This is a genomic window from Micromonospora sp. DT229, assembly GCF_049844505.1.
In the GTDB taxonomy this organism is placed as follows: Bacteria; Actinomycetota; Actinomycetes; order Mycobacteriales; family Micromonosporaceae; genus Micromonospora.
Window position 1 is genome coordinate 98333 of record NZ_JBNCLD010000012.1, and the last position, 18796, is coordinate 117128.

The window sequence follows — 18796 nt, forward strand, 5'->3', positions numbered from 1 at the left end:
GCACCGCTCACCCCCGGCCGCTGCGGGTCAGCACGAATCCCAGCGGGGCCACCCCGGCGGCCCGCAGTCGCTCCGCCAGGCGGCGCAGATCGTCCTGCTTCGTCCGGTCCTGCTCGACCACCACGACCGCGGTGCCCTGCCGGGCGGCGGCCACTCCGCGCTCGTCGGCCTCGGCCGGGGGCGCGTTGAACAGCACCAGCCCCTTGGCGGCCCGCTGCCGCCAGGTGCCGAAGCGGACCCCACCGCCGCCCACCGGCACCTCGTCGGGGTGCTCGGCGACCGGACTCTTCGCCGTCACCGGGCCACCGCTCATCCGGGGCAACATCATGGTCGCCTCCGGGTCGGTGCCGGGCCGGACCGGGCTGGGATGCGGGGACGGACGGCGTACCGCGATCTGCTGGGTGATGTCGTCGATGGGGCCGGAGCCGTCCGGGCGGGGCTTGGGGATGGCGGGCCGGGCCGGGTTGATCGCAGCCGGCAGCCGACCCCGGTCCGTCATCACGGTCGCCCGCAACCGGTCCAGCCGGCCGCTGTCGTCGGCCAGGTAGACCTCCCGGCCGGTGGCCGCCAGGGCCACCGCCAGGCCGGCGGCGAGGGTGGTCTGATCCTCCCGGGTGGTCAGCAGGGCCACCCGGGCCGGTTCGCGGACCCGCTCCGCGATGGCCATCGCCACGTAGCGGATGTCGGCGTCCACCGGCCTGCGCCGGCCGAACAGCCCCTGCCCCCGTACCGTGCCCAGCAACGGCAGACCGGTGGCGTCCCGTCCGTCGTCGACCGAACGGATCCGCCGGTCGATGGACTCCCAGGCGAAGGCCAGCACGACACCGAACAGCAGCCCGCCGAGCAGCCCCGCCGCCAGGTAGAGCGGACCCCGCCCGCCGGCGGAGACCAGGGCCTTCTCCGCGCTCTGGGTCACCCAGCCCGGATTGACGTCGACCGCGGCGATCTCGGTACGGGCCGAGCTGAGCTGGGTCAACTGGTTGTTCATTCCGGAAAGCTCGGCGACGGCCGCCTCCCGGGCCCCGTCGCGCGCGTTGGCCACCCGCTTCTGGAGGGCGGCCTGCTGCGCGGCGACCTTCTCGATGCTCTCGTCGTACGAACGCAGCATCTCCTCACGCTGCCGTTCGTACATGGTGCGGCGTACTTCCAGGTATGACTGGGCGGCCAGGTTGGCACTGGCCACCGCCGACTCGGGCGAGTTCGAGGTGAAGGTGAAGCGCAGGATCTGCCCGCCGGCGGGTACCTCCACATCCAGCGCGTTGCGCACGTCACGGGGATCCCGGCCACCCGCGTCGGCCAGCCGCTGGACCACCTCCGTGCCGGTGGCGATGCCGCTCTCCACGTTCATGTTCACCGCCCGGTCGGCCGCCGCGCCGCTGGGGGTGAAGGCATCGGTGACCACCGGGCGGACCGCGACCACCGCGCTCGCGCTGACCGCACCGGGGACCAAGAAGACGTACCCGATCGCCGCCGCCAGGCCCAGCACCGCGACTGCGGCCACCAGCCGGATCCGGTGCAGCGGAACCCGCAACAAATCGGTCAGTGTGACCGTACGAGCCGCAACCGTACCGCCGGACCAGCCGGGCTGTGCATCAGTCATGAACGCCACCGTCGCTACGTCGTCGAAAAGGAGCATCGCGGGTGCAGCGGCCTGCGGGACAGCTCCGCCCAACGCTCGGGCCGGCGACGGGAATCCGCCGCCGGCCCGACCTGAACAAGTTACCGACCTTCTGCTACAACGGGTACACCCCTACTGCACCGCGAAGAACATCCGGGGAATCGACCAGGAGAGCCCGTCCGCGGCCGTGGTGAGCACCGTACTCGCCGTCCCGCTGACCGCGGGCGCGGCCGTCGGGTCGAACGGCACGCTGCGCAGGCTGCCGTCGGTGTGACCGTACACGATCTTGCCGTCGACCCAGGCCAGCCCTCGCACCGCAGACCAGGTCACGCCGGTGGTCGGCAGGGTGAACTCGGTGGCACCCAGGTAGTTGCCGTCCACCTCGAAGTACCGGTAGTAGAGCTGGTTGGCGCCGGTACGGGTGTAGTAGAGGCGACCGTCGAGGAAGAAGGCGCCGGTCATGTTCGCCGGGTTGTACCAGGCGTTGAAACCGGACGACTCCCACGGCACCCCGACATTGCCGCCGTTGAACATCGAGATGTCGATCCGGCTGCCGGTGGTGCTGCCGGGGACAGCCCGCGACCAGTAGATCCGGTCACCCAGGCCCCAGGTCGCGCCGGCACCGGTGTAGTTGGGCTGGCTGACCGTGGTCGGCGTGCCAAGCGTGGTGCCGTCGAACGGCACCCGCTGCAACTCGCCCGCGGTCACACCCAGGTACAGGTGCCCGGAGCTGGCCGCCGACGGGTTCCGCGGGCTGATCGTCCGACCACCGGCGATCGGGAACATGCCGAGCCGGCCGTGGTACTCGTTGGCCATGCCGTCGGAGTTGTGCCCGAAGTACAGACCGGTGCTGCCCCGCCAGATCACCGGCACCGTCGAGCCCCAGTTGCTGGCCCCCGAGGGCAGGGCGCTGCCGCCCCGACGACCCGGGTTCCAGTTGACCGGCATGCCGGTGGCCGGGGTGACCGCGGCGATACCGAGCCGGTCGACCGCGCCGTTACCCGCCCGGTCGCTGCCGTTCGGGTTGTTCAGCCAGCGGAAGTGCCCACCGAGGTAGATGATGTTGTCGGCCACCTCGACCGAGGTGATCGTGTCGTTGCCGGTGTAGTTGACCCAGGTGCCCACCTGGCTGGGTCCCCGGTTGGCGGTCTCGAACCGGACCAGCGCGTCGCAGTAGGCGGCCGGCCAGCCGGTGCCGCCGTTGGTGCCGACGACGAACCAGCTACCGTCGCCACTGAAACGCAGGTCCTGCACGTAGTGCACGAAGGTGGCCGGGTCCCCGCACGGTGCGACGAACCGCTCCGAACTCCAGTCGATCACGCTCGGCGTGCCGCTGACATCGATCAGCGCGATCTGGTTACGGGGCAGCCCGTCGACGAGCGTGAAGTTGCCGCCGACGGCCAGGGTGCTGCCGTCCGGGGTGATGTCGATGGTCCAGGCGTACGAACTGGTGCCGTGCCGACCGACCGTGGCGTTGACATCGAAGGTCGGGTCGATCGCACCGGTGCTGGCGTTGATCCGGGCGATGCCGGAGTGCGCCGTGCCGTTGATCCAGTTGAAGGCACCGGCCAGGTACAGGTCGTTGCCGTGCAGGACCATGTCGCGGATCATTCCGCCGTCGGAGCGGCCGACCCAACTGTCGATGGTCTCGCCGGTGGCCGGGTCCAGGGCGACCAGGTTCCGACGCGACACCCCGTTGACGTTCTTGAAGGTCCCACCGACGATCAGGGTGCCACCCGGCCCGGCGATGAGGGCGTTGACCGCGCCGTCGAGCACCGGCACGAAGGCGGTGTTGATGGTGCCGGTGGTCCGGTTGTACGAGAACAGGTATCGCTGGGTGATCCACGGAGAACTGGCGGTCTGCCGGATCTGGGTGAAGGTACCCCCGACGAACACGGTGTTGCCCACTTCGGCGAAGGCACGGGCCTCACCGTCGCGGCCGTGCGGGGTGTGGTCGACCGGATTCGTCGACACCAGGGTGCCGGTTTCCGGTACGGGTAGTACGGCCGCTTCAGCCGCCTTCGGCACGGCCAGCACTGCCGCGAGGGTTACCAACGCGACGGCCCCGACCCGCGCTCTACGTCTACGGGTGGGGTGCCGCTGAAAGGAGATTACGGGCACGCTTCGCCTCCAGGGTGGACGGGATTGCCGGTAGCCTCTCGCGTCCACCCAGCAGGGCGACATCCGCCGATTGGGCGGTCGGTGCATCGGTTGTCGGACAGTAGCGACGCGAGGGGCTTCAGCAGCCACCGAGTGTCGCAAACGGGTGTCCGGTTACGGTCAGCGGCTCCCTCCGGTGGGCTGCCGCAGGTAACTGTCCCGTCCTGCGGCGGTGAACCCGGCCAGCGATGCCGCGTCGTGGTTCATCGTCATGTTGCAGGTCTTGGTCGAGGTCGTCACGCCTGGCGAATTGAAGTAGATCGCTGCCTTGATCTTGGGGTGGGCCTTCAACGCCGCCGGGAACTCCTCGAACCACCGCCGTTTGGCGTTCGGATCCGCCGCGTCGAAGTTCGTACCGAACTCGGCCAGCATCCGCGGCTTGCCCGCCCCGATGCCCTTCTCGTCCAGCCAGCGGTAGAAGGATCCGATGGTGGTGCTCGGGCTCTTCCAGACCGTGCCGCCGTTGCAGACATGGAAGTTGTACGGGTCCCAGGCGACCCAGTCGACGTACCGGTCGCCGGGGTAGAGCCCGGCGTACCGGTCGTAGTGGCCGGACCAGCCCATCATCGTCCACACCCAGACCGCGTTGCGTACGCCGGCCGCGCCGAACCGGTCGTGCACGTACCGCCAGGCCTTGACGAAGTCGGCGTCGCTGCCCTTGGCCGGCTCGTCCTCCGGCTCGTGGTCGAAGCCGATGAAGACCGGCTGCCCGACCGCCCGGATCCGCCCGGCGACCGCGTCGATGGTCTCGTCGTACCGACCGCTGTACACGTCCTTCCAGGTCAACACGGTGCCCGAGGAGAACACCCGGCTCTCCCAGGCGAAGAACATCAGCCGGCCCTCACGCATCTGCTGCTGCTGGTACGTGTCCGGGAAGGCACCGTTGCTGCCGTTGTTGGAGAAGTCGTGGTACCGGTGCACGACGTCGAACTTGCGACCCACCTGGGCCTCGACATCGGTGATGGCCCGACCGTGGTCCCAGGTCTGGGGGTTGGTCGGTGAGTACATCCCCCACCAGGCGCCACAGGAGGGGACCAGCTTCTCCGAGACCTGTCCACACTTGCCGGAGTCGGCCGGGGGCCGGGTGGTGGTCGGAGCCGACGGCGTGGGGGTCGGCGCCCGGCTGGGCGACGCGCTGGGCGAGGCACTCGGCGCGACGGTGGCCGTCGGTGCCGGGGTGGCCGGCAGGGTGGCGCTCGGCGGCGGCGCCGACGGCGGACGGGCGGCCACGTCGTAGGTCACCACCAGGTTGGGCCGCAGATCCGCGTTGCGGTTCTCGGCCGAGGCCCAGTAGATGCGGGTATCCAACCCGGCCTGGGCCAGGGACAACGTCCAGATGCCGTTACCGGTGACCAGCCCGGAGACGTCCCACTCGTTGAAGCCCTTGCCTACCCCGGTGACGGTGTCCAGGGCCGTACCCGCCCGCTGCGGCACGGGCCGCTGCGCGGTGGCGTCCAGATTCGAGGCGTGTGCGGTCACCGTGGCCTTGAATGCCTGCCAGGTGTGCACCCGCAGGGTCGCCCGGACGTTTGTGGCGTTCGCCGGCAGGGAGGTGACCAGGAAGGCGAGCACGGCCTCTCGCCCACCACGGGAGTTCCCGTCGCAGCGGGCCGGGCAGGTGGCCAGCGTGGTCTTGACGCTGTTGTCCCCGTCCTGCGCCACCGAGGTGGCCGTGGTGTCGGCGACCACCGGGATGGACAGGTTGTCGTCGGCCAGCAGGGGCACCATGGTCGCGGTGAGTCCGAGCACGACCGTGATGCCGAGGGCACCGAGGACAACGGCCTTGCGCCGGGGACCGGGGTGCCGAATGAGCCGATGCAGTCCACGCCTGGTCACGGAAACTCCTTGCGTCTACGGCGGTAACGCTGAGCAGCGTATCGGTGCACACCACGGAGCATGGGCATGACAGGGGGACCTAAGCGCGTCTTAACCCTCACCTAAGGCTCCACCCAGGAAGGTGCTTCCGTTGCGTGATCACCTTCAATTCCGCGGGAACGTACCGGGCCACACTCGCACCCCGGCTCGGGTCAGGGCTGGTCCGTGCGGGCGGCCGCCAGGGCGGCAGCCATCGCCGCCCGAGGGGCCGGCACCCCGGTGAAGTGCTCGAACTGGCCGATCGCCTGCGCCAGCAACAGATCCAGACCGGAGACGATGCGGCAGCCGGCGGCGGCGGCCGAGGCGGCCAGTGGGGTCGGCCAGGGATCGTAGATGGCGTCGAAGAGGACCGTGCCGGGCCGCCAGGCCACCGCGTCGGCCAACTCGTCGGCGGCCCCCTTGGGCACAGTGGAGATCCACACCTCGGCCTTCGTCAGGGTCGCCGCCTGCGACCAGGGCGCGGCCGTCAGGGCCAGGCCCAGGGTGTGCGCCACCGGCGCCAGTTCGGCCACCGCCTCCGGCCGGCGGGCGACCACTGTGACACCGGCCGCCCGCAACCGGGCCGCCGCCGCCAGAGCCGCCCGGGCAGTGCCACCGGCCCCCAGCACGGTGACCGTGGCACCGGGGGCCACCCCCGCCTCGGTCAGCACCTCGACCATGCCGGTGACGTCGGTGTTGTCGGCGTACCAGGAACCGTCGGGTCGGCGTACCAGGGTGTTGGCCGCGCCGACGGCGGCGGCGGCCGGGGAGACCTCGGCGGCCACCGCGAGCGCCGCCTCCTTGCCGGGCATGGTGACCGACAACCCGGCCCACTCCGGGCCCAGGCCCGCGACCAGATCCGCCAGCTCCGCCGCCGAACACTCGATCCGGGTGTACGACCACCCATCGAGCCCGGCGGCGGCGTAGCCGGCATTGTGGATCACCGGAGAGAGCGAGTGCGCGATCGGCTTGCCCACCACCGCCGTCTTGTGCACCGAGACCGCCAACGAGGCTCCTCCACCGCAGGGACGACTGTCACCTAACATCCAACAATGTCCGACAGCAGCCTGCGACACCGCACCGGAAAGACCACCCTCACCGTGCGCGGGCCGGATCGGCAGGTGCTCGCCGAGCAGGTCGTGACGGTCGAGCAGCGGCGGCACGCCTTCGCCTTCGGCAACATCGGCTTCGACTTCGTCAACCTGGTCGGCGGTCCCGGCCCCGAGGGCGCCCAGCCCTTCGGCGGCACGGACTCATCGGATCTCGACCGGCTCAGCGAGCTGTGGCTGAACCTCTTCAACACCGCCACGCTGCCGTTCTACTGGGGCAGTTACGAGCCACGACGCGGCGCACCCGACACCGAGCGGCTGACCAGGACCGCCCGCTGGCTGGCCGGTCACGGCGTGACGGTCAAGGGCCACCCGCTGGTCTGGCACACCGTGCAGCCGCCGTGGCTGCTCGGCCTCGACCTCGACGAGGTCGAGGCGCTGCAACGGGCCCGGATCCGCGACCTGGTCGGCGGGTTCTCCGGTTTGATCGACACCTGGGACGCGATCAACGAGGCGGTCATCATGCCCGTCTTCGGCAACGGGGACAACGCCATCACTCCCCTGGCCCGGGCCCGGGGCCGCATCCACCTGGTGCGGATGGCGTTCGAGGAGGGCCGAGCGGCCAACCCGGCGGCGACCCTGGTGCTCAACGACTTCGACCTCAGCTCGGCCTACGAGTGCCTGATCGAGGGCGTCCTCGAAGCCGGCGTCCGTCTCGACGCGATCGGCCTGCAGACCCACATGCACCAGGGGTACCGGGGCGAGGAGTACGTGCACGAGATGCTCGACCGGTTCGCTCGCTACGGCCTGCCGCTGCACCTGACCGAGACCACGCTGGTTTCCGGCCACCTCATGCCGCCGGAGATCGAGGACCTGAACGACTACCAGATCCCGGAGTGGCCGAGCACCCCCGAAGGCGAGGCCCGGCAGGCCGAGGAGATCGTCCGGCACTACCGGTCCCTGCTCGCCCACCCCGCCGTGCAGGCGGTCAACTACTGGGGGCTCACCGACCGGGGCGCGTGGTTGGGTGCCCCAGCCGGCCTCGTTCGTTCCGACGGCAGCCGCAAGCCGTCGTACGACACACTCGAAGCCCTAATCAAGGACGAATGGTGGCTAACACCGACCACGATGCGCACCGACCCGGACGGCATGATCACCGTCGAAGGGTTCCTCGGCGACTACATCGTCTCGGCGGGTGACCGCACCGCCCGCTTCACCATCGACGCCGCCGACACCACCGCCACCATCGACCTGTCCTGACCACGACAGGGCGTGGCGGGAGTCCAAATAAAGCTTGCTGATTAGCGGCCTTCGATGATTCGATACCCCCACACCAATCCACGGGGAGTGTGAATGCTGTTACGAAGAGTGTCCGCAGCTGTTGTCGCCGGCACGTTGGTGGCCCTCACGCTGGGTGTTGCGCCGGCCAACGCCAGCACCCTGAACGCAGGGGCGACGCCGAAGGCGGGCAACACCGCGGTGAAGATCCGCACCGGAGCCGGCACCGGCTACACGGCGGTCGCCCAGATCAACACGGGGCAGTGGGTGGGCTGCTGGTACCCCATCACGTCGGACTGCAACAAGACCACCACCGGTGTGACCACCGGCGGTTCCTACACCTGCAACGGTGCCACCAGCAACAAGTGGCTCAAGGTCGGCTACAAGCGCACCCTGCGGTATGTCGCACTGGGTTGCGTGAACACCGGCCAGATGCCGCCGGGCGCCGGGATCGACTGATCGAAGCGAACTGACGGGGGTGGAGAGTCGATCTCCACCCCCGTCAGGCTGTGTATCGCCGGAACTCAGATGATCCCGGCCTTCCGGGCTTTGGCCTCGTTCTTGCGGTGTTCCTGGTAGGTCTCGGCGAACTCGGAGTTGCCTTCCTTGTCGACGGCCACGAAGAAGAGCCACTCTCCCTTGGGCGGGTCCATGGCACCTTCGAGGGCATCCTTGCCAGGGTTGTTGATCGGGCTGGGGATCATGCCACGCAGCTTGCGGCTGTACGGGTTCTTGGTGTCGAGCAGTTCGTCCCGGGTCATCTCGGCCGAGGTCTTGGTCTTCTGCCCGGTCAACTCCAGGTAGTAGTTGACCGTGACGTCCATCTCCAGACAGCCGCAGGGGAAGGTGCCCGAGTAGACCCGGTTGTAGGCGACCCGCGCCACCTTGCCGAGATCCTTCTTGGTGCCGGCCTCGGCCTGGGCGAGCGACGCCACGATCAACGCCTCGTACGGGCTGATCCCGCCGCGTTCCTTCTGCACCCGGTCGGCGAACTCCATCTGCCCGGTGACACTCAGGAAGTGGTCGACCATCTGCCCGAGGATGGTCTCGGCGGTGGCGTTCGGCGGGATCTCGTAGGTGTCCGGGAAGAGGAAGCCCTCGATGGACTTCTTGGACTTCTTGCCGTCGTCCCGCTTGAACCACCAGTCCGGTACGCCGAGCTTCTCCGGGTCCTTCGCGGCGGCCTCGAACTCCTTGACCGGGATGTCGGTCTTGTCGCTGAGCAGCTTGAAGATGCTCTTGGCGGTACGCCCCTCGGGGATGGTGATCCCGTTGACGATCCGGTTGGCCGGGTCGAGCATCGCGGCCAGGGCCAGCTCACCACTCATCTGCTTGCGCAGCTTGTAGGTGCCCGACTGGATGTTGCGGCTGCGGGAGTTCTCCTCGGCGGCCTCGATGAACGCCTTGGTGCTCTTGATCACGCCTGCGTCGCGGAGCACCACGGCCATGTCGGCCAGGAACGCGCCCTGCGGGATCTGGATCGTCACGTCCTCGGTGCCCGCGCCGTCGTAGTCGGGGGTGACGAAGAAGTTCTGGATCCGGTCGAAGCCGTAGAAGGCACCGCCGCCGATACCGCCGAGCAGCACCAGGGCCAGCAACAGGGCCAGCGCCGTCTTGCCCCCACTGGAGCGACCGCCCCGCTTACGACCTCGGCGGTGCTTGCCCTTGTCCCCCCGATCCTGCTCGTCCTGACCGAGGTCCAGCTCGTCAAACATCTACGTCCGCCTCCGCTGCGTCTCCAGCCAGCTCTGCAGAATCTCCACCGCGGCGGCCTGGTCGACCACCGCACGTTGCTTCTTCCCCCGGACACCCCGTTCGGCCAGCCTACGACTAGCCACGACCGTGGACATCCTCTCGTCGGTCAACGTCACCGGGACAGGCGCTATCACCTCGGCCAGTTGTCGAGCGTACGCCTTGACGTGCTCGGCTGCGGGCCCATGTCTACCGGCGAGGTTGACCGGAAGGCCCACCACCACCTCCACGGCCTCGTGCTCGACGACCAACGCGGCGAGCTGGGCAAGATCGCTCGGCATCGCGTCCGGCCTGGGATTCTGCTCCCTGGCGACCGTGACCAGCGGGGTGGCGAGCACCCCGTGCGGATCGGACCGGGAGACCCCGATGCGGACCTGGCCGACGTCCACCCCCAGCCGCACACCACGGGACAGCTCAGTCACCTAACGTCACCCCTGTAGAGAAAGGGGCCAGGGCGGACCGAACTGGTCCACCCTGGCCCGCTGTGCCGATGACTCACGCCTCGGCGATCGCCTTCTCGACCGTCAGCAGCAGGGTCGGCACCTCCGACTCGGGCAGGCCACCGCCCTGAGCCAGATCCGGGCTGCCCCCACCACGACCGGAGAACGCCGCCTTGACCAGGTCGTTGGCGGCCAGCCCCCGCCCACGGGCGGCGGGATTGACCGACACCACCAGGGATGCCTTGCCGTTCGACCGGGCCGCCACCGCGACCACCCCGGGCCGGGCCAGGTCGATCCGGCCACGGATCTCCTGGGCCAGGGTGCGCACGTCGTTGCCGGCCGCACCCTCCGGCGCCTCGATGCCGACGTAGGCGACCCCGCGTACGTCCTTGGCCTGGGCGGCGAAGGCCGCCGCACCCCCGAGCACCAGCTGGGCGCGCAGCTTCTCCAGCTCCTTCTCCGCGTCGCGCAGCTGGGTGACGGTCTGCTCGACCCGGTCGGCGACCTGCTCGGCGGGGACCCGGTACAGCTCGGCCAGGCGGGCCACCAGCAGGTGCTCCCGGGCCAGGAAGTTGAAGGCGTCCATGCCGACCAGCGCCTCTACCCGGCGGACCCCGGACCCGATGGAGGACTCCGAGAGGATCTTCACCAGGCCGAGCTGACCGGAGCGGGACACGTGGGTGCCGCCGCACAGCTCCCGGGCGTAGTCACCGACCTCGACCACCCGGACCTGCTCGCCGTACTTCTCGCCGAACAGGGCCATCGCGCCGATGCGACGGGCCTCGTCCAGCGAGGTGACGAAGGCGTGCACCTCCAGGTCGGCCAGGAGCACCTCGTTGACCTGCTGCTCCACGTCCCGCAGCACGCTCGGGGCCACCCCGGTCGCGGTGTTGAAGTCGAACCGCAGCCGACCCGGGGCGTTCAGCGAACCGGCCTGGGTGGCGGACTCGCCGAGGAAGTTGCGCATGGTCTGGTGCACCAGGTGGGTCGCGGTGTGCGACCGGGAGATGGCCCGCCGCCGACTGGTGTCGATCTCGGCGTACCCGGTCTCCCCGGCGCGCACCTCGCCCCGGATCACCCGGGCCCGGTGCACGATCAGACCGGGCACCGGCTGCTGCACGTCGAGCACCTCGACCTGCCCACCGCCCACGGTGATCATGCCCAGGTCGGGCTGCTGCCCACCGCCCTCGGCGTAGAAGGGGGTGGTGTCCAGCACCAGCTCCACCAGGTCGCCCTCGACCGCCGCCGCGCGCGGACCGTCGGTGCCGAGCACCGCCCGTACGGTCGACTCGCGGGCCGTCTCGGTGTAGCCGGTGAAGGTCACCGGGCCCCCGGAGTCGAGCACGGACCGGTACGCCGACAGGTCGGTGTGCCCGGTCTTGCGCGCCTGGGCGTCGGCCTTGGCCCGGGCCCGCTGGTCGGCCATCAGCCGGCGGAAACCCTCCTGGTCGACGTCGAGCCCCTGCTCGGCGGCGATCTCCAGGGTCAGGTCGATCGGGAAGCCGTAGGTGTCGTGCAACTGGAACGCCTTGGCACCGGAGAGCGCCGGCTTGCCGGCCGACTTCGTCTCCGTGATCGCGGTGTCCAGGATCGTGGTACCGGCCCGCAGGGTGGCGAGGAAGGCGTCCTCCTCGGCGTACGCGTACGCGGAGATCCGGTCGAAGTCGGTGGCCAGTTCCGGGTACGACGGCGCCATGCAGTCCCGGGCCACCGGCAGCAGCTCGGGCAGGGCCCGCTCCTGCCAGCCGAGCAGCCGCACCGCCCGGATGGCCCGGCGCATGATCCGCCGCAGCACGTACCCCCGGCCCTCGTTGGAGGGGGTCACCCCGTCCCCGATGAGCATCAACGCGGTCCGCACGTGGTCGGCGACCACCCGCAGCCGTACGTCGTCCGGGTGGGACTGGTTGGCCGCCTGGCCGGAGTGCGCCCCGTAGCGCTTGCCGGTCAGCTCGGCCGCCCGCTCCAGGATCGGCCGGACCTCGTCGATCTCGTAGAGGTTGTCGACCCCCTGGAGGATGGAGGCCATCCGCTCCAGGCCCATACCGGTGTCGATGTTCTTCTTCGGCAGTTCGCCGACGATCCGGAACTCCTCCTTGCTCCGGACGTCCGCGATCTCGTACTGCATGAAGACGAGGTTCCAGAACTCCAGGTACCGGTCCTCGTCGACCTCCGGGCCGCCTTCGAGGCCGTACTCCGGACCCCGGTCGTAGTACAGCTCCGAGCAGGGGCCGGCCGGGCCGGGGATGCCCATCGACCAGAAGTTGTCCTTCTTGCCCCGGCGCACGATCCGCTCCGCCGGCACCCCGGTACGCAGCCAGATGTCGCGCGCCTCGTCGTCGTCCAGGTAGACCGTCGCCCAGATCCGCTCCGGGTCCAGCCCGAAACCGCCCGCCTCGACCGACTTGGTGGCCAGCTCCCAGGCGAACGGGATCGCCCCGTCCTTGAAGTAGTCACCGAAGGAGAAGTTGCCGTTCATCTGGAAGAACGTGCCGTGCCGGCTGGTCTTGCCGACCTCGTCGATGTCCGGCGTACGGATGCACTTCTGCACGCTGACCGCCCGCGGGTACGGCGGGGTCTGCTGGCCCAGGAAGTACGGGACGAACTGCACCATGCCGGCGTTGACGAACAGCAGGTTCGGGTCGTTGATGGCGGGCAGCGGAGCGGACGGCACCACGGCATGACCGTTCGCCTCGAAATGGGCGAGAAACCGCCGCTTGATCTCCGCCGTCTTCATCGCTGGTGTTCCTCCGGAAAGATTTCTCGATCGCCGATCCGCGGGTCCTCCCGCAGCTCGGCGAACTGGTCGTCGAACGCCTCACCCTGGGCGAACGCCTCGTGGATCTCCTGCTCCCGCTCGGCCATCCCGGCGCGTACGTCCGCCACGAAGCTACGCAACTCCTCGACCAGGTTGCCAGCGGATTCAGACAGGTTGTCGGCGATGCCGGCCGGGGTGTACGCGTGCGCGGCCCGGGTCGCCTTGCGCACCACCATCACCCCGACGGCCACCCCGATACCCAGCCAGAACAGGCGCCTCATGCTCGTACCTCCGCCCTCGTCTGGTCAGCGGTTCCCGCGCCGGGCGGCGCGCCGCTGAGCCTTGATGGTGTCGCGGACCTCGCGCTCGGTCTCGGCGTGCCGACGGGTGGCCGCCGCCTTGCGTATCCCGTAGCCGAAGGCCGCCACCTTGACCAGCGGATTGGCCGCGGCGGCGGAGACGACCGTGACCAGGTTGGCGACATTGGCGCTGACGTTCTGCGCGTGGCTGGTCATGGTGTCGACCTTGGCCAGCTGGAGGTTCACCCCGTCGAGGGAGGTCTGCACCTGCTCCAGGGTGACATTGACATTGCGGACCGTGGTGTTGACCTCGCCCAGCAACGGACCGGTCCGGTCGTTGAGGTCGTTGATCATGCGGGTGGTGGCATCCAGCGTGTGCCGCAGCCGCAGGATGGGCCGCGTCAGGAAAAGCACCAGAATCGCGAATGCGATTGCCGCGATCAGTGCCGCGACCTCCAAAATGCCCACGCCTGTCCTCCTCAACGAGATGTCTCGGGGCGGCATTATCCCCGATCCGCACGACCGTCACGCCCGCGCCGACGCCCGGTGGCCCGCCGCAGGGCCGGCCGGGTCACACGCGGGACGCCAGGTGAGACCCTACCGTCCGTGATGACATTCGGCTCAGGACGGTGGTGAGGGCGTCAAGTCACCCAGCGGATCGTCGCCCAGGGTCGGGAAGGGGTCCACACCGGTCAGTGACGGATCGGTGCTCGGCTGTGGCCGGGTCCGGTCGTCGTCGATCGCGTTACGCACCTTCACCGTCACCAACGATCCGGCGCACTCCTCGGCGGCGGCCTCCGGATCCAGCGAGGGAACCACGGCCGGCTCGCCGTCCACCGGCGGAGGTACGCAGGTGGGTGGGCGGACCCAGAGATCGAGGGTCAACTCGTCCCGCCGCCAGCAGGTGTAGCGGCCCTTCTCCTCCTGCTCCGGGCAGTAGGCCGGCTTCCAGGGCTGCCAGCCGTCCTGGCTCAGCGCCGACTCGTACACCTGGGCGGTCTCCTCCGGTGACCGCTCGGAGGTCACCGTCCGTTCCCGCAGTCGGCAGTCCAGCAGACACCAGCGGCTGCCGCTGACCGCATCGGTGGTGTTGACCGCGGCCCAGGTGGGCACCGCCAGTTCGTCCAAGGAGGCGAAGACCGGGTCCCGGCCCTCCGCGCGCAGGCCGAAGAAGACCGGCACCGCGCCGAGCAGCAGCACGCTGACCACGGCCAGGATCATCACCCGCAGCCGACGGTTGTCGCCGTCCTGGTGGCGCTCCTGCGCGCCGTCGTCCGGCCCGTCGTCTCCCGGTCCGTCGGAGTGCGCCGGTGGCGCCTCGGCCGGGTTGCGTACCTGCGGCTCCGGCCCGGGTCGGAGCACCGGGCCCATCGGCACCACCGCCGCGGCCGCCCGAGCCACCGCCGGGCCTTCACCGGCGCGCGCCGGTGGGGGTACCGGTGCGGTGCCGGAGGGCTCCGGACGCCCCGGGTTGCGTGCGGGCGGAGCGGCCCGGCCGGCCGGCCGTTCCTCGGACCGAGGCACGGCGGCGCCCCGGGCGACCACCGGCGACCCGGGGGGTCCCGGCGGCAGGTCAGCGGGGCGGCCGACGTGTGGGCCATCGGGGCGGGCGGTACCGCGCGGCGGGGCGGGCAACTGATCCGGAGCCCGGGTACGCCCGGTCACCGGCCCTCCGCCCGGCTGCCCCGGCACCGGTCCGGACCGGCCGGGCGGTACGGCTGATCCGGGCCGTCCGGGGGGTACGGCTGATCCGGGTCCTCCGGGGGATACGGCTGATCCGGTTCGGCCGGGCGGCGGCTCGTTCGCGGTCGGCGGCGTAGCCGGTGCTCCGACCGGGGGCAGGACACGCCCTCGGCCGGTGGGCGGCCCGTCGTGACGGGCTGCTCCGCCAGCCGGCCGCCGTACCCCGCCCTCGGGCCTGCCCGCTTCGGCGGCGGCGCGACCCGGCGGCGGCCCGGCGGGGTTCTCCACGCCATGCTGCCCCCGCGTCGTCGGCACATCGCCGGTGGTGGCACCGTCGGGGCGGCCGGGTTCCGACCTCGTGATCGTCCGAAGCGCCGGATCGGTGTGGTGGGCACGTCCAGCCTGACGTAGCCAGTCCGCCGGTCGTTGCGGCCGGTCCGGGCCGCCGGTGCCGGAGCGGGGGTCCACCGACCGCCCGCCGGGGTCGTCGACCGAGCCGGTAGCGGTCACCGGCCCGTCCTCGGCAGCCCGGCGACCGGCCCTGCTCGGCGGCGGTGTCCCGGTGCCAGGGGACACCTCCGGCACGTCCGCTCGACGCGGTGATTCCGGCACCGCCCGACGGCCCTGGGGCGGCGTCTGCGGCCCTGGCGGCACCACCGGTACGCCGTGCGCTGCCGTCGACCGTCCCGGCGGCGCCGTCGACGGGCCCTGCGGCGCGGACGGGCCTCGGTGCCCTGTCGAGGGGCCCTGTGGGGCGGTCGCGGGGCCTCGCTGCCCGATCGACGGGCCCTGCGTAGCAGCGGACGGGCCTCGCTGCGCGGTGGACGGGCCCTCCGGCGCGGGACTGCGGCCCCGGAGGGGATTCTCGTCGCCGGTGCCGTGCGATGCCGGTTCGGGGACCGGCGGCGCATTGCCGGAGGCCGGCACCACCGGCTGGTCCGCCTCGGGCTCGGCGGCGCGTCGCCGTCCCACCCGTCGACCGGTGGCGGGTGCGCCGGTCGGTGCCCCCGGGGCGGGCGCCATGCCTGCTGCCGGACGGCCCAGGCCACCCGCGGCCGGGTCGGCGGTGGAGGACGGCTCCGGGACCGCACGTCGGCCCGGCTGAGCCGGCAGCGGAGGTACCGCAGGGTCGATCTCGGGGGCACCGGGAACGCGGGGGCCGCCCATCGGTTCCGGCATAGCCCGACGAGGGCCGGCGGGCGTCCCGGTCGGCCGGACCGCGCGGCGCGCTGCGGGGGGACCCGACACCGGGCCGACCGGAGAACCCGAGACGGGCCCCTCCGGCGCGTTGGCCGGCGGCCCGATCACCGGACCGGTCCTCGGTTCGCCCCGGTACCGCCCCTCCGCTGTCTGCGGCCAGCCACCCGGCGGGGTGTCCGCCGTGCCCGGGCCCTGGCGGCCACGAGGTCCGGTGGGCGCAGGGGGTTGTCCTGCGGGCGCGGGTAGCGGTTCTCGGGCACCTGCCACCGGTTGGTGCCCGGTGCCGGGCAGCGGCGCCGCACCCGGCGAGGCGGCGACCCCGGGGGCTTCAGTGGGCCGAGGCCCACCGGCGGCCACCGGCCCACCGGCCGGACGAGGGCCGCCGACCGGGGCGGGGCCGCCAGTCGGGGCGGGACCGGCAGTCGGATGGCCGCCACCGCTCGGGCGGGTGATCGGCGTACCAGGCCAGGGGCCGTCCACCGGGCGGGCGCGAGGCGCTTCCACGGGGCGGGGCGCTTCGGCGGGGCGGGGCGGGAGGCCGGTGCCACGAACCGGCATCGACTGCGTACGCCCGTCGGCGGGAGGTCGGACCGGCCCGGTGGGCGGGACTCCCGGCCCGGCCGAGGCGGGGCTGCCCGGGATCGGGCCGGGGTGGACGGGTCGGGTCGGATCGGGCCGGGACGCCGCCGCCGGGCCCTCGGGTACGGGTGTGACCCCGTCGGGACCCAGTTCGCCGCGCTGCTGCTTGGCCGAGCGCAGGTCGTCGATCCAGCCGAAGTCCTCACCGCCGTCCGGCTCCTGCGGGACGGCCTCCGACTTGTTTCGGCCCCAGCGGCGGGGCTTGGCGCGCCGCTCCTCCTGGCCGTCCTCCGGTCGCTCGGAACCAGGCGATCTCACTGTTGACCCTTCCCGTCGGCGCGATCGCCGACCTCCTCGGTCACCTCGGCGGCCGCGGTCGTCGACTGCGGGTCATCGGCACCGGAGCGGACCTGAGCCCGGCCGCCGCCCGGCGACGTTCCCGTGGCGGCGGGGGCGGGTAGTCCACGAACGATCCGGCGTAGCAACGGCAGCCGGGTGGCCACCGCGCGTTCCGCACCGTGTTGGCTCGGCTGGTAGTAGTCGGTCCCGACCAGGTCGTCCGGGACGTACTGCTGGCGGACCACGCCCCGCTGGTCGTCGTGGGGGTAGCGGTACCCGGTGCCGTGACCGAGGCCGCGGGCCCCGGCGTAGTGGGCGTCGCGCAGGCCCCGCGGCACCGCGCCACCCCGACCCGCCCGTACGTCCGCGATCGCCGCACCGATCGCGGTGGTGGCCGAGTTCGACTTGGGTGCGGTGGCCAGGTGGATCACCGCCTGGGCGAGATTGAGCTGCACCTCCGGCAGGCCGACGAACTCCACCGCGTGTGCAGCCGCGGTCGCCACGCTGAGGGCACTCGGATCGGCCATGCCGACATCCTCGCTGGCGAAGATGACCAGTCGGCGGGCGATGAACCGGGCGTCCTCCCCGGCGACCAGCATCCGGGCCAGCCAGTGCAGGGCGGCATCCACGTCCGAGCCCCGCATGCTCTTGATGAAGGCGCTTGTCACGTCGTAGTGGGCATCCCCGGCCCGGTCGTACCGGACCGCGGCGGTGTCCACCGCCCGTTCGGCGGTGGCCAGGTCGATGCGACCGGTGCCCAGGGCGGTGGCCGCCCCGGCGGCGGCCTCCAGGGCGGTCAGGGCCTTGCGGACGTCCCCGCCGGCCAACCGGACCAGATGATCCTCCGCCTCGGAGTCGAGGGTGAGCGTCCCGGCCAGGCCCCGCTCGTCGGTCAGGGCCCGATGCAGCAGGCGACGCACGGCCGCGTCGTCGAGCGGGTGCAGGGACAGCAGCACACACCGGGACAGCAGCGGGGAGATGACCGAGAAGTACGGATTCTCCGTGGTGGCCGCCAGCAGGGTGACCGTACGGTCCTCGACGGCGGCGAGCAGGGAGTCCTGCTGGGTCTTGCTGAACCGGTGCACCTCGTCGATGAAGAGCACCGTGGGCGGGCCGCCGGAGCGCCGCTGCCGCCGAGCGGTGTCGATCACCGCGCGGACGTCCTTGACCCCGGCCGACAGGGCCGACATGGCGACGAACCGCCGGTCGGTGGCGGTGGCCACCAGGTGGGCGATGGTGGTCTTGCCGCTTCCGGGTGGCCCCCAGAGGATGACCGACATCGGGGCCTGCCCGGTGACCAGTTGTCGCAGTGGCGCACCGGGGGCGAGCAGGTGCTCCTGACCGACGAGCTCGTCCAGGCTCGCCGGACGCATCCGGACCGGCAGCGGGGCGTCCGGGCCGACCGGGCTGAAGCCACCGACGCCACTGGAACCTGCCACCGCACCGACTGCTGCGGCAGGTTCACCCAGGGTGAACAGCGTCTCGGACTCCATCACGAGAACAGTACCGGGCTCGACCGACCACGCCAGAATCACGCCACCGATCGAGCCCGGGATGATCGCTCTCGGTCAGCCGCGACCGGGACGACGCCCCCGATACCAGCGGCCACCCCGGCTGCCGACACCGGCCAGGTGCAGCGCCAGCAGCAGCAGGCCGATCAGTACGAGGGTGTTCCAGTTGAACAGGTCCGGCGCTCCGAGATCGGTACCGAGCAGGTCCAGCAGCAACGTGAAGCCGAAGACCGCAGCGGCGGCAATGGCGAGCATGGCGTTCCTCCGGTGGGGGTTCCA

Annotated in this window: 14 protein-coding genes; 2 read left to right on the plus strand and 12 right to left on the minus strand. The window is 71.3% G+C overall.

Translation table 11 applies throughout. The features are described 5' to 3' along the window. Positions 1 to 7 precede the first annotated feature (7 nt). The 4 genes from ACLQ2T_RS19605 to ACLQ2T_RS19620 all read right to left on the minus strand — a co-directional run bounded on the left by ACLQ2T_RS19605 (position 8) and on the right by ACLQ2T_RS19620 (position 6639). On the minus strand, positions 8 to 1600 hold the full coding sequence (locus tag ACLQ2T_RS19605; RefSeq protein ID WP_425767796.1) for a lipopolysaccharide biosynthesis protein: 1593 nt from the start codon (positions 1598 to 1600) through the stop codon (positions 8 to 10). A 150-nt stretch (positions 1601 to 1750) separates the two neighbouring features. Then, a complete protein-coding gene (locus ACLQ2T_RS19610; protein ID WP_425767797.1) occupies positions 1751 to 3655 on the minus strand; it encodes a hypothetical protein in 1905 nt (634 codons plus the stop codon). 243 nt (positions 3656 to 3898) lie between these two features. Then, a complete protein-coding gene (locus tag ACLQ2T_RS19615) occupies positions 3899 to 5614 on the minus strand; it encodes a glycosyl hydrolase (RefSeq protein WP_425767798.1) in 1716 nt (571 codons plus the stop codon). Between the two features lie 191 nt (positions 5615 to 5805). Then, entirely contained in the window at positions 5806 to 6639 is an 834-nt protein-coding gene (locus ACLQ2T_RS19620; protein ID WP_425767799.1) for a shikimate dehydrogenase, read from the minus strand. A 45-nt stretch (positions 6640 to 6684) separates the two neighbouring features. On the opposite strand from ACLQ2T_RS19620, the gene ACLQ2T_RS19625 reads away from it, so the two are divergent. Continuing rightward, positions 6685 to 7941 carry an endo-1,4-beta-xylanase gene (locus ACLQ2T_RS19625; RefSeq protein ID WP_425767800.1) on the plus strand — a complete coding sequence of 419 codons (1257 nt, stop codon included), beginning with the start codon at positions 6685 to 6687 and terminating at the stop codon, positions 7939 to 7941. A 138-nt stretch (positions 7942 to 8079) separates the two neighbouring features. Continuing rightward, complete coding sequence (locus tag ACLQ2T_RS19630) at positions 8080 to 8418, plus strand: hypothetical protein (protein ID WP_425767801.1); 339 nt, start codon at positions 8080 to 8082, stop codon at positions 8416 to 8418. Between the two features lie 65 nt (positions 8419 to 8483). Here the strand turns inward: ACLQ2T_RS19630 and mltG are convergent, their stop codons facing one another. The 8 genes from mltG to ACLQ2T_RS19670 form a co-directional block, all read right to left on the minus strand. Next, positions 8484 to 9674 carry an endolytic transglycosylase MltG gene (gene mltG, locus ACLQ2T_RS19635; protein ID WP_425767802.1) on the minus strand — a complete coding sequence of 397 codons (1191 nt, stop codon included), beginning with the start codon at positions 9672 to 9674 and terminating at the stop codon, positions 8484 to 8486. Continuing rightward, positions 9675 to 10133: a Holliday junction resolvase RuvX gene (ruvX, locus tag ACLQ2T_RS19640; RefSeq protein WP_425767803.1), complete on the minus strand. Its 459-nt coding sequence runs from the start codon at positions 10131 to 10133 to the stop codon at positions 9675 to 9677. A gap of 73 nt (positions 10134 to 10206) precedes the next feature. Next, positions 10207 to 12885 (minus strand): alanine--tRNA ligase, encoded by a 2679-nt coding sequence (gene alaS / locus ACLQ2T_RS19645; RefSeq protein ID WP_425767804.1) that lies wholly within the window; start codon positions 12883 to 12885, stop codon positions 10207 to 10209. Then, positions 12882 to 13187: a hypothetical protein gene (locus ACLQ2T_RS19650; RefSeq protein ID WP_425767805.1), complete on the minus strand. Its 306-nt coding sequence runs from the start codon at positions 13185 to 13187 to the stop codon at positions 12882 to 12884. The genes alaS and ACLQ2T_RS19650 overlap by 4 nt, the downstream gene beginning before the upstream one ends. 24 nt (positions 13188 to 13211) lie before the next feature. Beyond that, the gene (locus ACLQ2T_RS19655; protein WP_425767806.1) at positions 13212 to 13673 is read right to left on the minus strand and encodes a DUF948 domain-containing protein; all 462 of its coding nucleotides are present in this window, start codon (positions 13671 to 13673) and stop codon (positions 13212 to 13214) included. A gap of 153 nt (positions 13674 to 13826) precedes the next feature. Continuing rightward, positions 13827 to 14576 carry a hypothetical protein gene (locus tag ACLQ2T_RS19660; RefSeq protein ID WP_425767849.1) on the minus strand — a complete coding sequence of 250 codons (750 nt, stop codon included), beginning with the start codon at positions 14574 to 14576 and terminating at the stop codon, positions 13827 to 13829. A 2405-nt stretch (positions 14577 to 16981) separates the two neighbouring features. Continuing rightward, positions 16982 to 18499: a replication-associated recombination protein A gene (locus ACLQ2T_RS19665; RefSeq protein ID WP_425767807.1), complete on the minus strand. Its 1518-nt coding sequence runs from the start codon at positions 18497 to 18499 to the stop codon at positions 16982 to 16984. A gap of 75 nt (positions 18500 to 18574) precedes the next feature. After that, complete coding sequence (locus ACLQ2T_RS19670) at positions 18575 to 18772, minus strand: hypothetical protein (RefSeq protein WP_327026774.1); 198 nt, start codon at positions 18770 to 18772, stop codon at positions 18575 to 18577. Positions 18773 to 18796 lie beyond the last annotated feature (24 nt).